The 21,068-nt window shown below is 57.4% G+C and carries 14 protein-coding genes; 4 read left to right on the forward strand and 10 right to left on the reverse strand.

Going from position 1 to position 21,068, the window contains the following annotated elements; translation table 11 throughout:
* Positions 1–70: 70 nt before the first annotated feature.
* The 8 genes from ACOTXC_RS08005 to ACOTXC_RS08040 all read right to left on the reverse strand — a co-directional run bounded on the left by ACOTXC_RS08005 (position 71) and on the right by ACOTXC_RS08040 (position 13,962).
* Positions 71–1,237, reverse strand: a complete 1,167-nt coding sequence (locus tag ACOTXC_RS08005; protein ID WP_003860623.1) for a bifunctional tRNA (adenosine(37)-C2)-methyltransferase TrmG/ribosomal RNA large subunit methyltransferase RlmN — start codon at positions 1,235–1,237, stop codon at positions 71–73.
* Between the two features lie 147 nt (positions 1,238–1,384).
* On the reverse strand, positions 1,385–1,816 hold the full coding sequence (gene ndk, locus ACOTXC_RS08010) for a nucleoside-diphosphate kinase (protein ID WP_003860625.1): 432 nt from the start codon (positions 1,814–1,816) through the stop codon (positions 1,385–1,387).
* 124 nt (positions 1,817–1,940) lie between these two features.
* Positions 1,941–2,816: a 4Fe-4S binding protein gene (locus ACOTXC_RS08015; RefSeq protein WP_022649004.1), complete on the reverse strand. Its 876-nt coding sequence runs from the start codon at positions 2,814–2,816 to the stop codon at positions 1,941–1,943.
* The gene (locus tag ACOTXC_RS08020; protein ID WP_022649005.1) at positions 2,816–3,595 is read right to left on the reverse strand and encodes a dimethyl sulfoxide reductase anchor subunit family protein; all 780 of its coding nucleotides are present in this window, start codon (positions 3,593–3,595) and stop codon (positions 2,816–2,818) included. The genes ACOTXC_RS08015 and ACOTXC_RS08020 overlap by 1 nt, the downstream gene beginning before the upstream one ends.
* Complete coding sequence (locus ACOTXC_RS08025) at positions 3,588–4,217, reverse strand: DMSO/selenate family reductase complex B subunit (RefSeq protein ID WP_022649006.1); 630 nt, start codon at positions 4,215–4,217, stop codon at positions 3,588–3,590. The genes ACOTXC_RS08020 and ACOTXC_RS08025 overlap by 8 nt, the downstream gene beginning before the upstream one ends.
* The gene (locus ACOTXC_RS08030; protein WP_421767551.1) at positions 4,214–6,592 is read right to left on the reverse strand and encodes a DMSO/selenate family reductase complex A subunit; all 2,379 of its coding nucleotides are present in this window, start codon (positions 6,590–6,592) and stop codon (positions 4,214–4,216) included. The genes ACOTXC_RS08025 and ACOTXC_RS08030 overlap by 4 nt, the downstream gene beginning before the upstream one ends.
* An 88-nt stretch (positions 6,593–6,680) precedes the next feature.
* On the reverse strand, positions 6,681–9,008 hold the full coding sequence (gene pbpC, locus ACOTXC_RS08035) for a peptidoglycan glycosyltransferase PbpC (protein WP_022649008.1): 2,328 nt from the start codon (positions 9,006–9,008) through the stop codon (positions 6,681–6,683).
* Position 9,009: 1 nt separating this feature from the next.
* Entirely contained in the window at positions 9,010–13,962 is a 4,953-nt protein-coding gene (locus tag ACOTXC_RS08040) for an alpha-2-macroglobulin family protein (RefSeq protein WP_421767552.1), read from the reverse strand.
* A 286-nt stretch (positions 13,963–14,248) separates the two neighbouring features.
* Between ACOTXC_RS08040 and ACOTXC_RS08045 the strand changes: the two genes are divergently transcribed.
* The 4 genes from ACOTXC_RS08045 to ACOTXC_RS08060 all read left to right on the forward strand — a co-directional run bounded on the left by ACOTXC_RS08045 (position 14,249) and on the right by ACOTXC_RS08060 (position 18,878).
* On the forward strand, positions 14,249–15,793 hold the full coding sequence (locus ACOTXC_RS08045; protein ID WP_421767553.1) for a PTS transporter subunit EIIC: 1,545 nt from the start codon (positions 14,249–14,251) through the stop codon (positions 15,791–15,793).
* 12 nt (positions 15,794–15,805) lie between these two features.
* Positions 15,806–17,173 (forward strand): 6-phospho-alpha-glucosidase, encoded by a 1,368-nt coding sequence (locus tag ACOTXC_RS08050; RefSeq protein ID WP_421767554.1) that lies wholly within the window; start codon positions 15,806–15,808, stop codon positions 17,171–17,173.
* A gap of 89 nt (positions 17,174–17,262) precedes the next feature.
* Positions 17,263–18,108, forward strand: coding sequence for a 3-mercaptopyruvate sulfurtransferase (gene sseA / locus ACOTXC_RS08055; RefSeq protein WP_023300716.1), 846 nt, complete (start codon positions 17,263–17,265; stop codon positions 18,106–18,108).
* Positions 18,108–18,878, forward strand: coding sequence for a MurR/RpiR family transcriptional regulator (locus ACOTXC_RS08060; RefSeq protein ID WP_058646164.1), 771 nt, complete (start codon positions 18,108–18,110; stop codon positions 18,876–18,878). The genes sseA and ACOTXC_RS08060 overlap by 1 nt, the downstream gene beginning before the upstream one ends.
* A 17-nt stretch (positions 18,879–18,895) precedes the next feature.
* Here the strand turns inward: ACOTXC_RS08060 and sseB are convergent, their stop codons facing one another.
* Positions 18,896–19,672, reverse strand: a complete 777-nt coding sequence (gene sseB, locus ACOTXC_RS08065) for an enhanced serine sensitivity protein SseB (protein WP_058646163.1) — start codon at positions 19,670–19,672, stop codon at positions 18,896–18,898.
* Between the two features lie 96 nt (positions 19,673–19,768).
* Positions 19,769–21,055, reverse strand: coding sequence for an aminopeptidase PepB (gene pepB / locus ACOTXC_RS08070; protein WP_022649015.1), 1,287 nt, complete (start codon positions 21,053–21,055; stop codon positions 19,769–19,771).
* Positions 21,056–21,068 lie beyond the last annotated feature (13 nt).

The raw sequence follows: 21,068 nt of genomic DNA on the forward strand, positions 1-21,068 counted from the left end.
ATGATTGTGGCTGGTTATTCAGTAAATTAATGCTTCACGGCGCAAAAAATGCGCCGTGTCTGCATAATAATCAAACGGTTTTAACCGCGATTGACTCACCCTGCATACGCTTACGCAGCGTACGTTTGGTACGGTCAATAACGTCACCCGCCAGCTGACCACAGGCTGCGTCGATATCGTCGCCACGCGTTTTACGTACGATGGTGGTGAAACCATACTCCATCAGCACTTTTGAGAAGCGATCGATACGGCTGTTCGAGCTACGGCCATACGGCGCGCCCGGGAACGGGTTCCATGGGATCAGGTTGATCTTACATGGCGTATCTTTCAGCAGTTCAGCCAGCTCATGTGCATGCTCGGTACCGTCGTTAACATGATCCAGCATCACGTATTCAATGGTCACGCGGCCCTGGTTAGCGTTGGATTTCTCCAGGTAACGGCGCACGCCAGCCAGGAAAGTTTCGATATTGTACTTTTTGTTGATCGGCACAATTTCGTCACGGATGGCGTCGTTTGGCGCGTGAAGGGAGATGGCCAGCGCAACGTCAATCATGTCACCCAGTTTGTCCAGCGCAGGCACAACGCCGGAAGTAGAGAGCGTAACGCGGCGCTTGGACAGACCAAAACCGAAATCGTCGAGCATGATTTCCATCGCCGGAACGACGTTGGTCAGGTTGAGCAGCGGTTCACCCATCCCCATCATCACCACGTTGGTGATTGGACGTGTACCGGTGACTTTCGCTGCACCCACGATTTTCGCGGCACGCCAGACCTGGCCGATAATTTCCGACACGCGCAGGTTACGGTTAAAGCCCTGCTGCGCCGTAGAGCAGAATTTGCACTCCAGCGCACAGCCCACCTGAGAAGAGACGCACAGCGTGGCGCGATCGTCTTCCGGGATATACACGGTTTCAACACGCTGATCGCCAACGGCAATGGCCCACTTGATAGTGCCATCTGAAGAGCGCTGCTCTTCCACCACTTCCGGTGCGCGGATTTCCGCCACTTCTTTAAGCTTATTGCGCAGCACTTTGTTGATGTCCGTCATGTCATCAAAGTTGTCGCTGCAATAGTGGTACATCCATTTCATGACCTGATCGGCACGAAACGGCTTCTCGCCCATCTCTTTAAAGAACTCGCGCATCTGCTGACGGTTCAGGTCCAGCAGGTTAATTTTTCCATTTTTATTGGGAACCGCAGGAATGGCGACTTCGGAGGTATTCACTAATTCAGACATAATTTTTTCCGGCCTCGTTGTTACACGTTGTGGCCCTTGGTGGGTTGAAAAGAAACGCCCCGGTAAGCAGTCTGCTCGTCCGGGGCGTTGCATTGTACAAAGTCTGGCGCAGGGATGCCACGTTTGCACGCGGCATTTACGAAATTATTAGCGAGTGCGCGGGCACACTTCGCCTTCTGCAAAGAAGAACGCGATTTCGCGCGCAGCAGATTCAACAGAGTCGGAACCGTGGGTGCCGTTCTCGGTGAAGCTGTCTGCGTAGTCAGCGCGCAGAGTACCTGCCAGCGCGTTGTCCGGGTTGGTTGCACCCAGCAGATCGCGGTGACGCTGTACCGCGTTTTCGCCTTCCAGTACGGATACCACGATTGGGCCAGAAGTCATGAACTCGACCAGACCGTCAAAGAATGGGCGACCTTCGTGCTCAGCGTAGAAACCGCGAGCCTGTTCAACGGTCAGGTGCAGCATTTTGGTGCCAACGATCTTAAACCCTGCTGATTCAAAGCGAGCGAAGATGCTGCCAATAACGTTTTTTGCCACCGCGTTTGGTTTGATGATGGAAAAAGTACGTTCAATAGCCATTGATAACCTCTGTAAAATGTTCTGTTGTTTTTGCATACCTGAGTATGGTGTGGCGCGGATTATAAAGAGCAATAGCGCCATTGCCTATGGTTATGCATAACATTTTTTTAAAATGAGACGAAGATTAGCAACAGCTCGTATTTCGCATGCCGTACTGATGGTGAAAACAGAGCGGACACTGCTTTTCATCAGAACTAAATGACCAGAAATGCCGGTGGCACGTCAAACAAACGGCTTCATATGCCGGTATGGTCACGCTTTTCGCTGTCCCGTCTGTTTGCGTCACGTTTATCGCCGCATGCTGGCATACCGCTTCGCAGCCGCCACACCCCGTACAGCGTCCGGTTTCCACGACCAGTTCAGCGTTCTCAAACCGAATCGCGTTTTCCGTACAACTCCGCCAGCACGCGCCGCAGAGTACGCAGGATTCGGTATCGAGAGTTATCTCTGCCTCGCTAAACGCAGAAAACGCCCTGCGCAGCTCACGCTGACCGGGCACGACGCAACAGACCCGGACATCCTCACGGGGAACGTGCATCAGCGCACGCCGGGCGGTATTTACCTCGTTGACGGGTATATGTTTAAACGCCCACGCTGCTTCACCACGTCGACGAAGCGCCAGATTCAGCCGGGCAATCGCCAGCAACCAGTCAGGATTCTGCTCCGCGTCGATACTGATAAAACGAACGTGGTGCTGCGCGTGCCACAGCAGAAGCTCATTCACCCCTGGCGCACGGTCAGTAAAAGGCCCAACAAGCGTATCGCCACACAGAAAACGTTTTCGCGGCGTGATGCCGGTGATGGCTACAGCGGGGCAGACAAACAGGCAGTCACCGCATTCAATACAGCGGCTGTCATCAACCGAGACGCCGGTGTCGGTAAAAGAAAAAGCCTGCACGGGACAGACGTCCGCGCAGGCGCAGCAGGAAGAGTGGCGAAAACGGCGACGGACGCACGCATGCGTCACGTCCATCGCCGGGGCAAAGGTTAATCCGCCCATCAGCCAATACTGAAGAAAACAAAGCGCAGCATCAGCTCACCCACAATCAGCAAGGCGCTGCCCAACAGCATTGTGCCTCGCGCCGCTTTTAAGCCGCCCGCAGCAAAGCACAGCATACCCGCAACGGAAACGCACCAGCTCAGCAGATGCACGGTTCGCAGTTGCTCCAGCATTTGTAACGGTGCGTGTGGGAACGTCACAACGGTGTTGTCCATAGCCGTAATATCTGCCAGCCAGACGGGCTGCATCACCAGACGTGCAATCACCAGCAGCGTGATAATGACAATCGCCGTTCGCACGCGAGTCTGGGAACGTGCCCCAACGGCCATGCAGGCTGAACCGATAATTCCCACCGAACCGATAAACAGCACCAGGGTATTAATGTGATGCCACGTCACCACGGATGCATGCATGTAGATCTGCGCCATGCAGAACACATCTACCAGCCCGACAAGACCTGCCACAACCAACAGCGGCTTCCAGCCTGGTTTTTTGACAAACATCAGCAGCGTTGCGAGGCCAAGTGCCGCAAGATAAAGACTGGCAAAGATAATCTCACGGCTCAGCCAGGAGCTGGATACGTGACGCAGCGCGTTGAACGCATTAAGTGGATAGCCCATGTGCAACGCGGAGGCGAGCAGACCGAGGCTGGCCAGCACAAACGCTCCGGCAGCCGGCAGCAGCGCGCTGCGTTGCGTGCTTCCGAAGGCCAGCCACAGCGTAACGCCAACCGATCCTTGCAGGAACAGCGTAAAAATCAGCAGCGGTAACTCATGCATGACGTTTCCCCTCTTTCTCTGCGCCCTGATGCGCTTTGATCACCAGGTTCGGTTTGGTGATGGAGGAATCAGGCAAGCCTTTCACATCACAGACCGCACCATACTTCGCCCGCAGTTCATCAATCGGCCCGAATTTAATCGCTTCGAGAGGACAGGTTGCCACACAGACAGGCTGTTCCCCCTTCGCCTGTAGATCCACGCAGAAATCACATTTGGACATCTGCCCGGTCTGCTCGTTGAGCTGTGGCGCGCCGTAAGGGCATGACCACGCGCAGTAGCCGCAGCCGACGCACTTATCAGTATCTACGCGCACAATACCGTCCCCCGGACGCTTATGCATCGCAGTGGTCGGACAGTTTTTGGTGCAGATTGGGTCGGCACAGTGGTTACAGGAGATAGAGAGCGTGTAGGCAAAAACGTTATTGCTGACGCCACCCTGCCCGGTCGGGATAAAGCTCCCGCCATTAACTTCGTACACGCGACGGAAACGACGTCCGACCTCAAGGTTGTTTTTATCTTTGCACGCTACCTGACATGCTTTGCAGCCCGAGCAGCGAGAAGAGTCGATATAAAAACCCAGCTGTTTGTCGCTTACCGGTGCGTAATGTTTAAACTGACTCATGCTTTAGCTACCTCCACCAGCATGGTTTGATGGGAATTCCCTTTCGCAAGCGCGGTAATACGTGCGGAACTGAGCACGTTCGCGCAGCCGCCCTTATCAATACCCTGCTCGTCCGGCTGCCACCAGGCACCCGCCTGCATGGCCACAACGCCTGGAATGATGCGCGGCGTGACCTCCGCCGGGATCTCGCAAATGCCGCGCGCGTTATGAATACGCACGGTATCTCCCTGCGCAATGCCGCGATTTTGCGCATCCTGCGGGTTGATCCACAGCTTTTGCTGCTGCGCCTCAATTAACCACGGGTTGGCGTACTGGGTGGAGTTAGCGCGGTTTTTTCCTTTCCAGGTAATCAGCTGGAGCGGGAAGCGTTTCGCCAGCGCGTCTTCCGGCCCTTCATGGGCAGGCACGTAGTGCGACAGCGCCGGAATTTCCGGGTGATGCATGTCGTACAGACGCTTCGAGAAGATCTCAATTTTTCCGGACGGCGTCGGGAACGGATGATTCTGCGGATCGCGAATATTGTCTTCAAAGGCGACGAACGGCGCGCTTTTGAAAAGGTGCTGACGCGTCTTCTGTAGCGTCGCGAAGTCCGGCAGGTTTTCGTCAGGCATGGAAAGACGCGTCTGCTCCCAGATGTGCTCAATCCACGCTTTTTCGTCACGCCCTTCACTGAACGCGGGTTCGACGCCAAGCTTAGCAGCGACCTCCCGCAGCCAGTCGTAGTCTGAACGGCGTTCAAATTCAGGTTCAATGAGCTTTTCTGACAGGATCAGATAGCTTGCCGTGCCCCAGGTTTCGCCGATATTCCAGCGTTCCATAAAGCTGGTTTCCGGCAAAAGAAGGTCGGCGTATCGGGCGCTCGGCGTCATAAACAGATCGCTTGCGACGATAAACTCGATTTTCGACTCGTCTTCCAGGACACGGGTTGCCTGATGAAGATCCGGGTTCTGGTTAGCCAGATAATTTCCCGCCAGCGAGAACAGGATGCGGATATTGCTGTCCAGCTTTTCGGCATCCTTCAGGCCGACGTCCGCGGTGACCTGAGAGGCATCGTCGGCGGCCTGCACCCAGTTCATCACCGATATTTTGGCTTTGACCGGGTTGTCCGGCATTTCTGGTCCTGCGGCAAATTTCCGGTTTGCGCAGCCGCCATAGCCTGCTGCCCAACCGCCTTTCACCCCGACGTTACCCGTGAGCGTAGCCAGCAACGTCGAGCCGCGCGCGGTGCGCTCGCCGCAGTTATGACGCTGCGGTCCCCAGCCCTGGATCAGCGCAGCGGGTTTGGTGGTTGCGTAGTCGCGCGCCAGTTGCCGAATTGTTTGTGCAGGCACGTGGGTGATTTTCTCTGCCCACTCGGGCGTTTTCGCCACGCCATCTTTTGCGCCGCTCAGGTAAGCCATCAGGGATTCATTGGCCGGAACGCCTTCTGGCATAGTGTCTTCGTCAAAGCCCAGGGTGTAGCGCTGAATAAAGTCGCGATCGTGCAGGTTCTCCGTGACGATCACATACATCATCGCGTCCATCAGGGCGTTGTCCGTGGTGGGAAGCAGCGGGATCCACTGATCGGCCAGGGAGGAAACCGTATCGGAATAGCGAGGGTCGACAACAATAAAGCGAGTGCCGTTTTGCTTCATCTTCTGGTAGAAGTGGTTGCTGTGACCAAAGATCGTTTCCGTCGGGTTATGTCCCCAGAGGATGACCAGTTTGGTGTCCAGCAGCGTGTCAAGAGAGCTGCCGCTGGCAGCGGTGCCATAGGTATACGGCGTTGCTGCCGCCGTGTTACCCATACTGACCGAGTGATAGCTTTCGAGATAGCCGCCGGTTAAGTTGAGCAGACGACGAACCATTTTATCGCCGGAAAAAGTCCCGCCGGACACAGCGGTGCCCACATGAACATAGCGTGAAGCCGCACCGTATTTTTGCGTAATAGTTTTTAATTGATTCGCAATAAGGGTGGTGGCTTCATCCCAGGTAATACGCTCGAATTTTCCTTCGCCACGTTTCCCTACACGTTTCATTGGGTATTTCAGTCGATCGGGATGGTAAACAAATTTCCGATAAGCCCGGCCACGCACGCAGGCGCGCATTATGGGCATTTGCGGATCCAACGCGTCATCCGGACGCGTAGAAATTCGGGTCACAACGCCCTCACTGACGTGAGCACGAATATCACACTTGCCGCCGCAGTCAAACGTACTACAGGTTTGCACCACTTTTTCTTCAGGCGTAGTGTCTGAAACCGCCGCGCCCTGTGCCTGTACTTTGCCGGTTTTGACGACAAAAGGCAGAGCGGCGAGCGCCGATCCTGCCTGAATAAACTGACGCCGGGATATGGCGGGAATAGTCCCCTCTCCCTGATGTTTATTTTTTTCCATTGCTCGTTCCTTAAAATAAAAACGCATTCTCGTTTTTTTTCAGGAACGGATATTGATAATTATCAAGCTAACTCTTGAGGAGTAACACTTAGCGATCTAACTCAAAATTGACCGTCGCCGTTTGTCCTGTTTCATCTAATACAACTAACTGATATTTACCCGACAAATATAATTGCAGTGAATAATTCTTCTGATGTCCGTCCAGCGGTTCGCCATTCAAAAACCACCATCGTTGCCCCTCCCCGCCGCTGGTTGAAACGAACAGGGTCATGTTTTTCTCACCCGGAAGACGTTTAATTACCGCCCCTTCTCTGACGCCTGACAACATCAGCGGCGCCGCATTATGGTTATCCAGCGGAGGGCAAACCGCTGAACGGGCGGGGAGACGAGCTGCCCGTTTTTCGGCAGCAGGCAGCCAGGGCTCCAGAGGCAGCGGCCAGACATCCAGCACTTTTTCTGTCGCATCAGGACAATCCGCTGCGACGCGTTTGCCTTCTTTATCCAGCCAGACCGGGAAACGGATCCCGCGAATACCTTCCTGTTCCGGCAGCAGCAGCGTAGGCGGTTCACTGCCTTCCAGCAGCCAGGTTGACAGCCGACGCCGACAGTTTTCGCTCCCTTCAGGCAGGGACTGGCCCCCCGGCCAGCAAATCACGCCCCGTCCTACGCTTGCAGGACGCGGATCGCGCGGCAGACGGGCTTCATCCACCATCGAGCGGGACTGAAGCATGTTATTGACCTGATTCAGGAGCGGAACTGCGCTGGCGAAACCAAACTGCCCGGCAACGGGCGTGCCGTCCGGACGTCCGGTCCAGATTCCAATGACATACCGGGCGTTCAGCCCAATGGCCCAGGCATCCCGGTAGCCGTAACTGGTGCCCGTTTTCCACGCCAGCGGCGCAACCTGGGGCAGCGCACTGTCCGGCAGGGGCTGTGCTTCACTGGCGAGAATGCGACGAATGATCCACGCCGCCCCCTGCGACAGCAGCGGACGTTCGATCAGCGGATCGCCCGGCTGTAAACGCAACCGACCCGCCTGCCCCTGCCGCGCAAAGGCACTGTAGGCGGCAGCGATATCAGCCAGGCGTGCCCCTGCGCCCCCCAGGATCAGGGAGAGGTTGGGCTGCGCACCCGCAGGGAGTATGAGCGGTAATCCCGCGTTGCTCAGCATGCCTGCAAAACGTTTTGGGCCGTACGCTTCCAGCACCTGCACCGCAGGCAGGTTGAGGGAACGCACCAGGGCTTCGCTCATGCTGACCGGCCCATGAAAACCGCTGTCAAAGTTGCCGGGGCGATAATCCCCCGTTTTTCTTGGAACATCCTGTAATAACGAAGCGGGATGGATCAGGCCATCGTCCAGCGCCATGCCATAGATGAATGGCTTGAGGACCGATCCCGGCGATCGGATCGCATTGACCATATCCACGTGACTAAAGCGACTGTCATCATTGATATCTACCGAGCCTACCCAGCCACGCACTTTCATGGATGTATGATCCACGACGATCATCGCCAGTGAACTGCGGGCAGGCAGGCGCGATTTCCAGTTCATTGCCAGCTCTTCAAGCTGTCGTTGCAAAGCTGCATCCAGCGTGGTGACTATTTTTGTGTCGCGGCTTTTACTCAACATCATGCGGGAAAAGAGCGGCGCCAGCTGCGGCATCTGCCGGGGGGCCAGCCAGACCGGCTCTTCACGGGACTCTTTCACCTGCTTCTCAGACCAGACGCCCTGAGTCAGCATGCGGTCGAGCACTTTGTTCCGCGCCGCTTCGGCACGTTCCGGCCAGCGGTCGGGGCGCAGACGGCTGGGTGCCTGTGGCAGTACAGCCAGCAGCGCCGCGTCGGAATAGCTCAGCTGAGACGGCGGTTTGCCAAGATAAGTCCAGCTTGCCGCGCCCACGCCCTGCAACGTGCCGCCAAACGGGGCACGGTTGAGATACAGCGTCAGGATTTCACGCTTGGAGAGATGCCACTCCAGCTGCATCGCCCGCCACAGCTGACGAATTTTACCGCCAAAGGTACGCGGATGCGGATCCAGCAGGCGTGCCACCTGCATGGTAAGCGTGCTCCCGCCAGAAACCACTCTCCCGGCGGTGAGATCCTGCCAGGCGGCACGCAGTACAGAAAGCGGATTGACGCCAGGGTGATCCCAGAACCAGCGATCTTCATACTGGATCAGCGCCTCAAGATAGCGTGGGGAAACCTCTTCAATGGTAACCGGATAGCGCCAGATGCCTTCGCTGTCGGCAAAACGCCACAACGGAACACCCTGCTCATCCACCACCACTCGCGCAGGGTTGACCTCTTTCAGGGGCAACGGCCACACGCGGTCAGCGGCGACAATCAGCCCCCCTAAAAAGAGAAGCGCTCCCGCAAGCCACAGCCAGCGGGAGCGAATCAGGCGTGCTATCTGCATCTTACGGAACAACGATCAGCGGGCCACTGGCCGACCCCGTTGCTCGCCACTGCGGAACGTACATGGACTCGACCATCGGAACAGGCACCTGATAGGTTCCTGGCGTAACGGCACGGGCCAGGTAAACCAGCGTGACCGGCTGACCTTCATTGACCGGCACGGCGGCCACAAAGCGATCGTCGCGGAATTCCATGTGCTGAATATCAGACTGTTGCATCTGATTCAGCAGGTTTTGCACTTCACTGCCGCTGTCCTGCAAGCTGGCGCTGCTGCTCGCCAGATTCTGGTTTTCCAGCTCCAGACCTGCCGGGAGCAGATCCACCACCAGCGCATCCGGTACGTTCTGGCTTGCCTTCACTTCCAGCCACACCAGAACCAGCTCACCGCTCTTAAGTGAAGAGAGCGACTTGCTGCTGCCGTCTGTCGCCAGGATATGACGTTCAATCTGCAAGACGTGAGAAGATGGCTGGGGCGCATACTCCGGATAGCCAGTAGTGTCCAGTCGTACCCACAGCGGCGTCGTGCCGGTATTCGTCACCTGCAAGGCACCAGGCTGGTCGCCGTTCAGGTTTTCTACCTGCGCTTTATCACTGCTCTGGGTCTGTTCAGAGAGGGTGGTCGTTGCCTGCCACGCGCCTGACAAGGTTTGCAGTGAACGTCCAGCCAGGAACAGCGCATTGCTCTCCTGGGTTGACAGCCAGCGCTGGCTGAACGCGTCTTCAGATAACGCGTTCAACAGCCTGTTTTGCGCATCCGGCAGCAGCTTGTACTCTTCCAGCAGGGAGAGCATCAGGGCATTATCACGCAGCTGGCTGCCGTAATCCGCCATCCAGTTTCGGCTGTCGTTACGGGGTGTTTTGAGAGCCAGATCCAGCGCCTGCTGGCTGCGCGGTGTATCCCCCATCAGTTTGAGTGCCATGCCCAGCTGCATCAACGGAAGCCCGGAAGCAGCCTGAGCGTGGCGATCCCAGATTTCACGCAATGCACCGAGCGGCGCTTTTTGCTGACGAGCCAGCACCAGCGAAGCATACGCCTGGACAGCAAATTTGCTGGCCTGGGTGTCGTCGCTGTAGCGGATGGACATCATCCCCGGATCCTGTAAATAGCGCAGCAGTCGGCTGTTGGCGTTATTCACCGCCTCGGCAGGCACGCTGTAACCCTGCTCCCCTGCCCGCACCAGGAAGTCCGTAACATAGGCGGTAAGCCAGTACTCTTCCGGGCCGTTTTTATCCCATAAGGCAAAACCGCCATCGTCACGCTGCATTTGCAGCAGACGGGAGATGCCGATATCAATGGCCGCACGGCGTTTATCGTCGGTGTCGCCTTTAATGCCCAACGCCGTAAGCTGTGCCGCGTTGGTGTAGAGGGACGGGAACAGGCCGCTGGTGGTCTGCTCAAGACATCCGTATGGATAGGCCTGAAGTTCACGAATGTAGCGCGCCAGGTTCAAAGGTGGTTTACCGCTGAGCAACAGCTGTCCCTGTAGCGTGGCAGGCGAGAAACCGTCGATATGCTGTGCTGGCGCGCTCCAGGATTCGCCAGGGTTCAGCATCGTGCCCGTATTCACCGTTTGCGCCGGGAATGCGGGGCGTACACCAATTTTCCAGCTCTTCTGCTGCGGCGCAAACGTCTCACCAGGGAGCTGAAGCCCCGTCACCTGAGCAGTTACTTCACCATCGCCATAGCCTTCCAGCGCGCGCACCGGAATAAACAGAGTGCTACGAGCGCCAGGCGGCAGCTTAACCGGCTCTGGCTGAGCACCTTCGAGCGACACCTTACCGGTTGCGGTTAACGCAATGTTCAGCGTTTGCGGCTGGTCAGTAAGGTTGGTCAGGTCCAGCGTCAGGCGAGAGGTATCGCCACTTGCGAGGAATCGCGGCGTGTTAAGCTCGGTGATAATCGGAGCCGCCACAATGATTTTGCTTTCGCTGCTGCCGAAATCGTCTTCCGTCCAGGCCTGCGCCATCAGGCGCAGTTCGCCGTTGAAATCACCGATCGGCAGCGTGATGGTGCCTTCACCGTTGGCATCAAGCGTAACCGGCTGCGCCTGCTGAGCAATAATGGTGACATGGTTCACCGGTGGCTTACCGCCGCGTTTCAGTTCATCGCCGTCTCCGCCAAAGCGCAGTGCGGCCAGACGTCCCTGACCTTCAATCACCTGGCCGTAAACATCATAGATGTCCGCGCCATAGCGCTTCTGACCGAAGAAAGCTTCCCACGGATCCGGCGTGACGTAGTCGGTAATGTTCAGCACGCCGCTATCAACAGCCGAGACCAGCACGTTCACCTTCTGTGGCACAGCCCCCTCTTTCACGCTGGCTTTCACTTTCACAGAGAGCGTCTGGTTCGGACGCATCTTCTGCGGAGTATCCAGCGCAATATTCAGACGGCGATTTTCGTCACCCATCGGCAGATGCAACAGACCAACCGCGCGTTTCGGCGTGGCGGATTTGGACTTATCGCCAGGACGAACCACCAGCGTGCTGAGGTAGAGATCGTGACGTTTCCAGGCTTTATCTACCGGAATGGAGAGATCCAGCCCATTTGCCGGTACGTCGATCTCTTTCCACCACAGCGGTCCTTCGCTGGATTCGATCATCGCATAGCCTTTGCCCGCAGCCGGTGCTGCAATGTGCAGGTTGATGGTATCGCCTGGCTGATAGGCTGGCTTATCCAGTTTTAGCGTCACGCGATCAGGGCGTGCCGCACCGGTGCCGTCGCTGTTATCCTGCCAGCTATATCCTGCCCAGAAACGGACGCTGCTGACCATCTCGTCAGGCGCTTTAACTTCCAGGCGGTATGAGCCCCACTCCACCGGGAAGGTGACTTTACCCGTCTCATCGGCCTTGAGCGTCAGCTCCTGCTCACCTTCGACCAGGTCTTTCTGATCAAACTGGGATTGCCAGCCATCACTCTCCGACCAGTTCCAGTAATAGTCCCGGCGTTCGCGGATCAGGCGAACCTGTAACCCGGAAACCGCTTTTTTCGTACCGCTGGCGTCGGCATAAACGATGTCGAAGCTGGCGTTGCCGTTTTCATCCACAATCGGCTGGTTGACGGTGGTGTCGGTGCGGTAGTCGTAAACGGCCTTGCTGGCGAACTGCGGACGAATCCCCGGCAGTTCAGCCGCAGGCCAGATAGCCTGTTCAGCACGACGCGTTACCGGACGGCCGCCGGACTCCAGCAGACTGGCCTGCAGGATCAGCTGCAGCGGAGAGTGTACCTCTTTCCACTGGCTTTCGGTGCTAACCTGTCCACGCCCCTGCTCGTCGAGCGTAAGCTGTACTTCATCCAGGCTGCGGCTCAGGTTTTCCTCGGCGATATCGCCAAACTGGAAGCCCGGCAGCGTAGCCACCGCCTCACGCAGCGGACGCAGGTAAAGCTGGCCCTGCAGCGAATTGCCATTAGCTGGCGCGCCGTACAGGTAGTACCCCACAACGTTAAAGTCGACATTATCCTGCTGTGATACCGGGGCTTTTTGCCCGGTCAGGTTGAGCGCCATACGCTCCGGCATAAAATCTTCAACGTTGAAGTCCCACAGCCGCTGCAGGTTGTCGCCGGTGTTAGCGCGAATATGCCACATACCGGTCTGCGCCCCGCTGTCCAGCGGATAGTTAAAACGATAGAGTCCGTTTTCTGGCTTGACGACAATCGTACGCGCGACCTGTCCATCCGGACGCAGCACGTCAAGCTTCACAGGCTGATCGGGAAGCGGTTTTCCGTCGCTGTCGCGCAGCAGGCCATTAAGGATCACAGTTTCCCCAGGACGGTAGAGATCGCGCGGGCCAAACATAAAGAACTGTTTGCTGTAGCCAGGACTACCGGCGATATCGAACTCCGCCAGGTCGAGCGCAGGCAGCTTGAGATCGAGCAGCGTGGTCTGGCCGTCTTTACTGGCCAGGATCAGCGCGGCTTCTTTGTCGGTTTCAAGCTTCGCATGACCGTCGGCATCGCTGTTCGCCTCGGCAAGCGTCTGGCCTTTGTCATTCAGCAGCGTAACGGTCACGCCGGACTGCGCCGCACCGTTTTCCAGGCTCTGAGTGAAGATGTCCAGACGGTTGTGATAGCGGTGAGCGGACAAGCCGATATCGCTCAGGGTAAAGAGCGTTGCGGCGTTGCTGTAGTTGTAGTGCCCTGCCTGGTTCATGACCGCGATATAAACGCCAGACTGCTGGAGTGGTTTAATATCCTTCAGGGGCAACAGCAATTTTTCGCGCGTATTGCGCGCCGGATTAAGGTCGAATCGACCAGTGTAAACCAGCTCTGCCATCTTCAGCAGGTTATCAGATTCCCAGTTGGTCAGAGAATTGCGGTATTCCCACTGGCTGACAAAGGAAGCCAACGACTCCGGCTTCACGCGGTAGAAGTTCACGTCCACGTTGTTAACGTTGAGCGCCATCACCGGCAGGCCTTCCACCACTTTACCCGGCAGCAGTGAGCCCCGGCTGGCAAAACCGACCGTCGGTTCGACATCCCGGGTGGTTAAGGCTTTTTCATAATCAATACCAAAGGTCGCTTTATTCAGCGCCTGCAGGTCGCGTTCAACGGTGACGACCAGGCTGCGGTTAGGCTCCAGATGGCGCAGTCGAAGCTCTTTCAGGTTAGGCGCAAGTTCCCACGCCCCGTCAACCTTGCCGCTTTTCTTATCCACGACATGCACTGTTTTCGCGAAATCCTGATCGGGATTCAGCGGAACAGAAAAGGTCAGCACCAGCGTGGCGGCACCGTCGAGCTGAACTTCAGAGGTATCCAGCAACGTCAGCGCTTTTCCCTGACTCTGGGCGGCGAGTTTAGCCAGCGTTTCTGCATTGGGCTTTTCCGCGGCTTTCGGTGTTGATGCGGAGGATGCCGCGGGAGCCGCAGCCTGAGATTTATCGTCGCTGTTATCACAGCCGACAAGCGTAAACGTGGTAAGCAGCGCAAGAGAGAGCGCGGCTAAGCGAAACGGTTTCATCCTTTGTCCCTGGCCCATGGAGCCTGTTGGTCGTCGTCCGGATAAGTATTATCCGCAAGTTTCATTAATTCAAAAAGTCCAATTTTAGAATCTTGAAAGCGCCTCGCAGAATCGCATCACGCCGCTACGCCGTGATGGAACCGCGATCACAGCACATAACGTCACATGTTACCTTTCACGTCATTTGTCTTTAAAACAAGAAGATAGCTGGATAAGCGTGCCTGAAGACTGCTAGTTTTATGACCATGACGCACCCCGAGTGCGCGGTTCAATAAGAGAGAAAGCCATGAAACGAGCCGTGAACGCCCTACAAAATTTCGGAAAATCATTGTACGGACCGGTACTTATCTTACCGATTGTCGGTCTTTTTATCGCCTTTGGTAACGTGCTGGGTAACGGCAATCTTGCCGAGTACCTGCCGTTTCTTGGCCATCCTCTGATTCAGAATATCGGCCAACTCATCGCGAAATCTGCCGTATCGGTACTGGTTAACCTGGCACTGGTGTTTGCCGTCGGTATCCCGATTGGTCTGGCGACACGTGATAAAGGCTATGCCGCGCTGATTGGGCTGGTGACCTTTGTGGTGTTCATCAACGCCATGAACGTCACGCTGCAGCTACAGGGCGCGCTTGCGCCTGCCGAGCAGATGAAAGCGGCCGGACAGACCATGGTGCTGGGCGTGCAGGTGCTGGAGATGGGCGTGTTCGCCGGGATCCTGACCGGCGCGCTCTCCGGTTATCTCTACAACAAATACTCCGGCGTACAGTTTAACGGCGCGATGGCGATTTACTCCGGCCACTGCTTTGTCGCTATCGTCATGCTCCCCGTCTCCATGCTGCTCGGCGTGGTGATGAGTGAATTGTGGCCGTTTGCCCAGCACGGCATTAGCGCCCTGGCGCTGGCCATCAAAGGCTCCGGGCCGTTTGGCGTAGCAATCTACGGTTTCCTGGAACGCATTCTGGTCCCCACCGGCCTGCACCATCTGGTTTATACGCCGTTCCTCTATACCGAGCTGGGCGGCACGCAGGAGGTATGCGGCGCAACCTATCAGGGCGCGCGCAATATCTACTTTGCCGAGATGGCCTGCCCGGACGTGAAGCAGCTCAGCAGCACCGTGGTGTGGGATGCGCGCGGCATCAGCAAAATGTTCGGCCTGCCTGCCGCCGCGCTGGCGATGTACATGACCGCGAAGCCGGAGCGTAAAGCCATTGCGAAAGCCATTTTGATCCCGGCGGCGCTGACTTCGCTGCTGGTCGGCGTGACCGAGCCGATTGAGTTCTCCTTCCTGTTTGTCGCCCCGCTGCTCTTCGTGGTGCACGCGGTGCTGACCGGCATCGGCATGATGCTGTTCTCGCTGCTGGGCGTTCACGCCATCGGCGCCAATGGGATTATCGACTTCATCCTTTACAACCTGCCGCTCGGCACGGAGAAGTCCAACTGGCCGATGTACCTCCTGGTCGGGCTGATCATGTTCGCCCTCTACTTTGTGGTGTTCCGCTTCCTGATCCTGCGCTTCAACATGAAGACGCCGGGCCGTGAGGATGACGATAAAGAGACGCGCCTCTACAGCAAGCAGGAGTACCAGGCCAAAGGCAATAATGACGGGCTTGGCGAATCCATCGTGGTGGGGCTGGGCGGCCGGGAAAACATTGAAGTGGTAGATAACTGCTACACCCGCTTGCGCGTCACGGTGAAGGATGTCTCCATCATCGACGAGCCGCGCCTGAAGGCGACTGGCGCGAAAGGGATTATCAAACAAGGTAACAACGTTCAGGTGGTCTACGGGCTGCACGTCAAAAAAATGCGAGAAGCCGTTGAGACGTTTCTCTGAGAGGAGCTAAAGATGTTTACACCCCCATTTATCCTGTCGATTGCCGGCGGCGGTAGCACCTACACGCCGGGTATTGTGAAAAGCCTGATGGTGCGCCTGCAGGATTTCCCGCTGGCCGAAATTCGCCTTTACGATATCGACGAGGCGCGTCAGAACACCATTGCGCCCGTCGTAGAGAAGGTCATTCGCGACCACAGCCAGAGCATCAAATTTACCGTCACCAGTGACCCGGAAGTGGCCTTCAGCGGCGCACATTTTGTCTTCGCCCAGATGCGCGTCGGCCAGTACAAGATGCGCGAGCAGGATGAAAAGATCCCGCTGCGTCACGGCGTGGTCGGCCAGGAAACATGCGGCCCCGGGGGGCTGGCGTACGGACTGCGCACGATCCTGCCGATGGTGGAGCTTATCGATCTGGTCGATCGCTACGCGCACGAGAAAGCCTGGATCGTGAACTACTCCAACCCGGCGGCGATCGTCGCGGAAGGCGTGCGCCGCCTGCGCCCGAACGCGCGCGTGCTGAACATCTGCGATATGCCGGTGGCTGCCATGCGTAACATGGGGGCGATTCTGGGGGTCGATCGTCGCAAGCTGGAGGTCGACTACTTCGGTCTGAACCACTTCGGCTGGTTTACCCGCGTGCTGGTGGACGGCGAAGACAAGCTGCCGGAGCTGCGCAAACATATCGCGAAGTTTGGCCTGCTGACGGAAGATGCGGCCAAAACCGACCCGCAGCATTCGGATCCGTCGTGGGTAAAAACCTGGCGCAACATTAAGCCGATCATGGACAACTTCCCGGAGTATCTGCCGAACCCGTATCTACAGTACTACCTGATGCCGAACCAGATTGTGGAGCATCAGAACCCGGACTATACCCGTGCCAACGAAGTGATGAACGGACGTGAGAAAAAGCTGTTTGCCGCCGCCGAAGAGTACCAGCGCAGCGGGATCTTACCGGACGCCTTCCACGTAGGTGTTCACGGCGAATTTATCGTCGATGTCGCCTGCTCGCTGGCGTTCAACCTGCGCCAACGTCATCTGGTGATGGTGGAAAACCGCGGGGCGATTACCAATCTGCCGTACGATGCGGTGGTGGAAGTACCTGCCTATATCACCTCCGAAGGGCCGGAGCCTGTCCGCGTGGGTCAGGTGCCGTTGTTCCACCAGACGCTCCTGCAACAGCAGCTCGCTTCTGAACAGCTGCTGGTTGAGGCGACAATCGAAGGCAGCTATGAGAAAGCACTTCAGGCGTTCACCCTGAACCGCACCGTGCCGACCATGGAGCACGCGAAAGCGATTCTGGATGAGATGATCGAAGCCAACCGCGACTACTGGCCTGCGCTGCAAAAGGCATGGCAGGACGGTGAAGCGGTGAAAAAATAGGGGCTTGCTCGCGAGTTGAACGTGGTTAACTTGTCGGTGTCAGAAAAAACACCGACAATCCTTTTTTACGGAAAAGAATGGAGGCAACCATGTCCACCTCATATTTTGTCGCCGCCGACTGGCTGATTGAGCACGGCGACGACCCGGAAGTTCAGATTATCGACGCGCGCATGGCCCCTCCGGGCCAGGAGCATCGTGACGTTCCCGCTGAATATCGCGCAGGGCACCTGCCTGGCGCGGTTTTTTTCGATATCGAAGCCCTCTCCGATCACACCTCTCCCCTGCCGCACATGCTGCCTCGTCCGGAAGCGTTTTCCGTGGCGATGCGCGAGCTCGGCATCAGCAAAGACAAACACCTCGTTGTTTACGATGAGGGTAACCTCTTCTCCGCCCCGCGGGCGTGGTGGATGCTGAAAAACTTCGGCGTGGAAAAAGTGTCGATTCTGGCGGGCGGGCTTGCGGGCTGGAAGCGCGACGAGCTGCCGCTTCAGCAGGGCGACGTGACGCTGCCGGAAGGCGAATTCGATGCCACGTTCGACGCACACGTGGTGAAACGCCTGACCGATGTGCTGGTCGTGAGCCATGAAAACACGGCGCAAATCGTCGATGCGCGTCCCGCTCCACGCTTCAACGCTGAAGCGGATGAGCCGCGTCCGGGGCTGAAGCGCGGACATATCCCGGGGGCGCTGAACGTGCCGTGGGGCGATCTGGTGTTTGAAGGCGAGCTGAAAACCACCGATGAATTGCGTGCCATTTTTGAACGTCAGGGCGTGGATTTGCATCGTCCGGTTATTGCCAGCTGCGGCTCCGGCGTGACGGCCTGCGTGGTGATCCTGGCGCTGGCAACCCTTGGCGCGAATGACGTGACGCTGTATGACGGCGCCTGGAGTGAATGGGGTGCACGGGACGATCTGCCGGTAGAACCGGCGAAATAATGGATAACCGCCTGGCAACGCTGTTAACACGCGGGTCGTCACTGACCCGCGCGGAGTATCGCGTCCTCGCCCACCTCACTGAGCATCCGCTGCTGGTGGGCAATATCACGGTGCGCGAGTTGGCGCAGGCGACATTTGTTTCCACCGCGACGATTATGCGGCTGTGCCAGAAGCTGGGCTTCAGCGGATTTAGCGAGTTTATCTGGCACTGCAAGCAGCTGCTTTCTGACACGCCGCATATCACCGTACAGTCTGCGCAACATGCAGAAATGCCCGCGCTTTTTGCCCGGTTTATTGCCAACTATCAGCAGACCTTCCAGTGGGTTACCCAGGACAAACGCCAGCAGTTTGCCAGCCTGCTGCGCCAGAAAGAGAGCTTCTTTCTCTACGGCGCCGGGTTTTCATATCTTTTTGCCGAGTACCTGACCAAGAAGTTGCAGGTGCTGGGAAAAACCGCGTTCATCTCCGGACCGGGGGACAGCCGGAATATTTTTCTCAGCAACGCCGCACGCTATCAGGTATTTATTGCCGTTTCGCGCAGCGGCGAAACGGAGCAGGTGCTGGATAAAGCGCGGATCGCCAAAAACGTCGGCATGACGATTGTCGCGTTTACCCGCGCGTCGGCCAATACGCTGGCAGGTATGGCCGACGTGCATTTTGCCCTCTATGACGAAGCGGTACATTTCGCTGCCGAAGCCGCAGGGGTGACGTCGTTTGAGTCGAATCTGGTGCTGCTGATGGATTTACTGTTGCTGGAAGCAACGGGGTGAAGGTCACCCCGCCGTAATCAGATAATGCGGTTGGTCTTGAGATCGCGCAGGAAGCCGCCCCAGCGACGCTCGTAGAACGGGGTGATGTGCTCGGTAATAAAGTGGCTGATGCCCTGCTCACCTTTCTTCACCTGACAGATATCAATCGGCTCATCGCCCGGCAGGGTGTCGGTCGCCACGCTTCCCGCCGCCTGGATGATCTCGTCGATATCGCCATCGGCCTCAATTCCAATCAGCAGAACAGGCTTTTCGTCAGCGCTCTCTTTGATGGAGCAGAGGAACGCGCGTTTTACCGGCTTGATGGTTTTAAACAGCGTGGTCAGGGAGTCAATCATCTGCGCGGGCGGCTCGGCCACTTCAGACAGCAGCAGCGTTTCGCCCCCTTCCAGCACCTCCTGGGTGCTGAGCGGGTTGCCTTCTTCACCAATCAGATGGCTGATTTCACGCGGAGTGAACTCTTTCCCGGTCGGCAGTTTGGCGTTGAGGAACAGCGTCTGCCCCAGGGTCATTTCGAACAGCGTGCGCACCGGCATCACCACGAACGCCTGTTCGTCTTCTACCGCTTCCTGCAAAGCCTCGAGCGAGGTAAAGAACGGGATCACCGATGTGCCGTCGTCTTTCTCCCAGTGCAGCAGATCCAGGGCGCTGTCTTCGACAACCTGCTCCCCTTCCGCGGCGGTGCCCGGCACCCAGACGGTGGATTCCAGCAGCGTGCGGAAAAAGGCCGGACGGTGGGCGGGCTCGGTCGCCGCCTGCTCCAGCAGGGTTTCTAATTCGTTTTTGGTTTCTGACATAGTTTGGCTACTTCACAATTGCCCGGCGGCGCAACGCTTGCACGGGCCTACGGGTTTTGTAGGCCGGGTAAGCGTAGCGCCACCCGGCAAAAAAGATCACTCAGCCGTCAGCAGGTTCGCCACGGTACGCACACCCAGACCGGTTGCGCCTGCTGACCACTGCTCAACCGCCGCTTTACGGTAGGTTGCGGAGCAGTCAATGTGCAGCCAGCCTTCATGGTAGTTCTCAACGAAGTGAGACAGGAAGCCTGCTGCTGTGCTGGCTCCCGCCGGGTACGCCGCGCTCGCGGTGTTGTTCAGCTCGGCGAAGTTAGACGGCAGCTGGCTGCGGTGGAACTCGGCCAGCGGCAGACGCCAGAACGGCTCGTTTTCCGCCGCCGCGCTGGCCAGCAGGCGAGCGGCCAGCTTGTCGTCGAAGCTGAACAGCGCATGGTAATCGTTGCCAAGGGCAGTTTTCGCCGCGCCGGTCAGGGTCGCCATGTCGATAATCAGCTCCGGCTTCTGCGCAGAGGCGTCGATCAGGCCATCGGCCAGCACCAGACGGCCTTCGGCATCGGTGTTCATCACCTCAACATTTTTACCGTTGCGGTAGCGAATGATGTCGCCCAGCTTGAAGGCGTTGCCACTCACCATGTTATCCGCGCAGCACAGGTAGAGCTTCACGCGCTTGTTCAGACCACGGGTGATGGCGAACGCCAGCGCGCCGGTAATGGTCGCCGCGCCGCCCATGTCGGACTTCATGGAATCCATGAACGCGCTCTGCTTCAGGCTGTAACCGCCGGTATCGAAGGTGATACCTTTCCCGACCAGACAGGCAAAGACCGGCGCTTCTTTATCGCCGGTTGGGTTGTAATCCAGCGCCAGCAGGACCGGAGGACGCTCGGAGCCACGACCCACGGTGTGGATACCCATGTAATTTTGTTCGCGCAGGTCTTCACCTTTGGTGATGCGGTAGGACATCTTGTCGTCCGCCACGCCGCACAGCAGGTCAACCGCGCGCTGCGCCAGCTGCTCAGGCCCCAACTCTTCCGCCGGGGCGTTGATGGTGTCGCGCACCCAGTCGATAATTTTCAGGCGGCTTTCCAGCTCTTTCTGACCGGCTTCATCGAGGTTCGCCCACTCAATTTTACGGGTGCCTTTCGGCCCTTTGTAACCCGCCCAGAAAGCCCAGCTGCGGTCGGTGTCCCAGCCTTCGCCAGCCAGAGTGACATGCTTAATGCCCAGGCCGTCAATTTTACGCGCGGCGCGCTGGATCAGGCCCAAATCATCGTTACCCGTCAGGTGCAGGGTAATACCGTCGTTATTGATGCTCCAGGTGGCTTTCTCGCCCCAGCGTGCGTCGGCTGGCTGCGTGGAGAGCGTAATCTTCATCGCTTCGGTCATTTTATTTGTCCTT

Origin of the sequence: Enterobacter cloacae complex sp. IR5428 (assembly GCF_049238585.1) — a bacterium.
Taxonomy (GTDB): Bacteria; Pseudomonadota; Gammaproteobacteria; order Enterobacterales; family Enterobacteriaceae; genus Enterobacter; species Enterobacter intestinihominis.

Bases quoted from the DNA above. Each gene is read 5' to 3' on its own strand.
- ACOTXC_RS08030 (WP_421767551.1), bottom strand. From the start codon at position 6,592: ATGGAAAAAAATAAACATCAGGGAGAGGGGACTATTCCCGCCATATCC.
- ACOTXC_RS08050 (WP_421767554.1), top strand. From the start codon at position 15,806: ATGTTTACACCCCCATTTATCCTGTCGATTGCCGGCGGCGGTAGCACC.
- ACOTXC_RS08020 (WP_022649005.1), bottom strand. From the start codon at position 3,595: ATGCATGAGTTACCGCTGCTGATTTTTACGCTGTTCCTGCAAGGATCG.
- ACOTXC_RS08015 (WP_022649004.1), bottom strand. From the start codon at position 2,816: ATGGGCGGATTAACCTTTGCCCCGGCGATGGACGTGACGCATGCGTGC.
- sseB (WP_058646163.1), bottom strand. From the start codon at position 19,672: ATGTCAGAAACCAAAAACGAATTAGAAACCCTGCTGGAGCAGGCGGCG.
- ACOTXC_RS08025 (WP_022649006.1), bottom strand. From the start codon at position 4,217: ATGAGTCAGTTTAAACATTACGCACCGGTAAGCGACAAACAGCTGGGT.
- pbpC (WP_022649008.1), bottom strand. From the start codon at position 9,008: ATGCAGATAGCACGCCTGATTCGCTCCCGCTGGCTGTGGCTTGCGGGA.
- ACOTXC_RS08060 (WP_058646164.1), top strand. From the start codon at position 18,108: ATGGATAACCGCCTGGCAACGCTGTTAACACGCGGGTCGTCACTGACC.
- pepB (WP_022649015.1), bottom strand. From the start codon at position 21,055: ATGACCGAAGCGATGAAGATTACGCTCTCCACGCAGCCAGCCGACGCA.
- ACOTXC_RS08005 (WP_003860623.1), bottom strand. From the start codon at position 1,237: ATGTCTGAATTAGTGAATACCTCCGAAGTCGCCATTCCTGCGGTTCCC.
- ACOTXC_RS08045 (WP_421767553.1), top strand. From the start codon at position 14,249: ATGAAACGAGCCGTGAACGCCCTACAAAATTTCGGAAAATCATTGTAC.
- ACOTXC_RS08040 (WP_421767552.1), bottom strand. From the start codon at position 13,962: ATGAAACCGTTTCGCTTAGCCGCGCTCTCTCTTGCGCTGCTTACCACG.
- ndk (WP_003860625.1), bottom strand. From the start codon at position 1,816: ATGGCTATTGAACGTACTTTTTCCATCATCAAACCAAACGCGGTGGCA.
- sseA (WP_023300716.1), top strand. From the start codon at position 17,263: ATGTCCACCTCATATTTTGTCGCCGCCGACTGGCTGATTGAGCACGGC.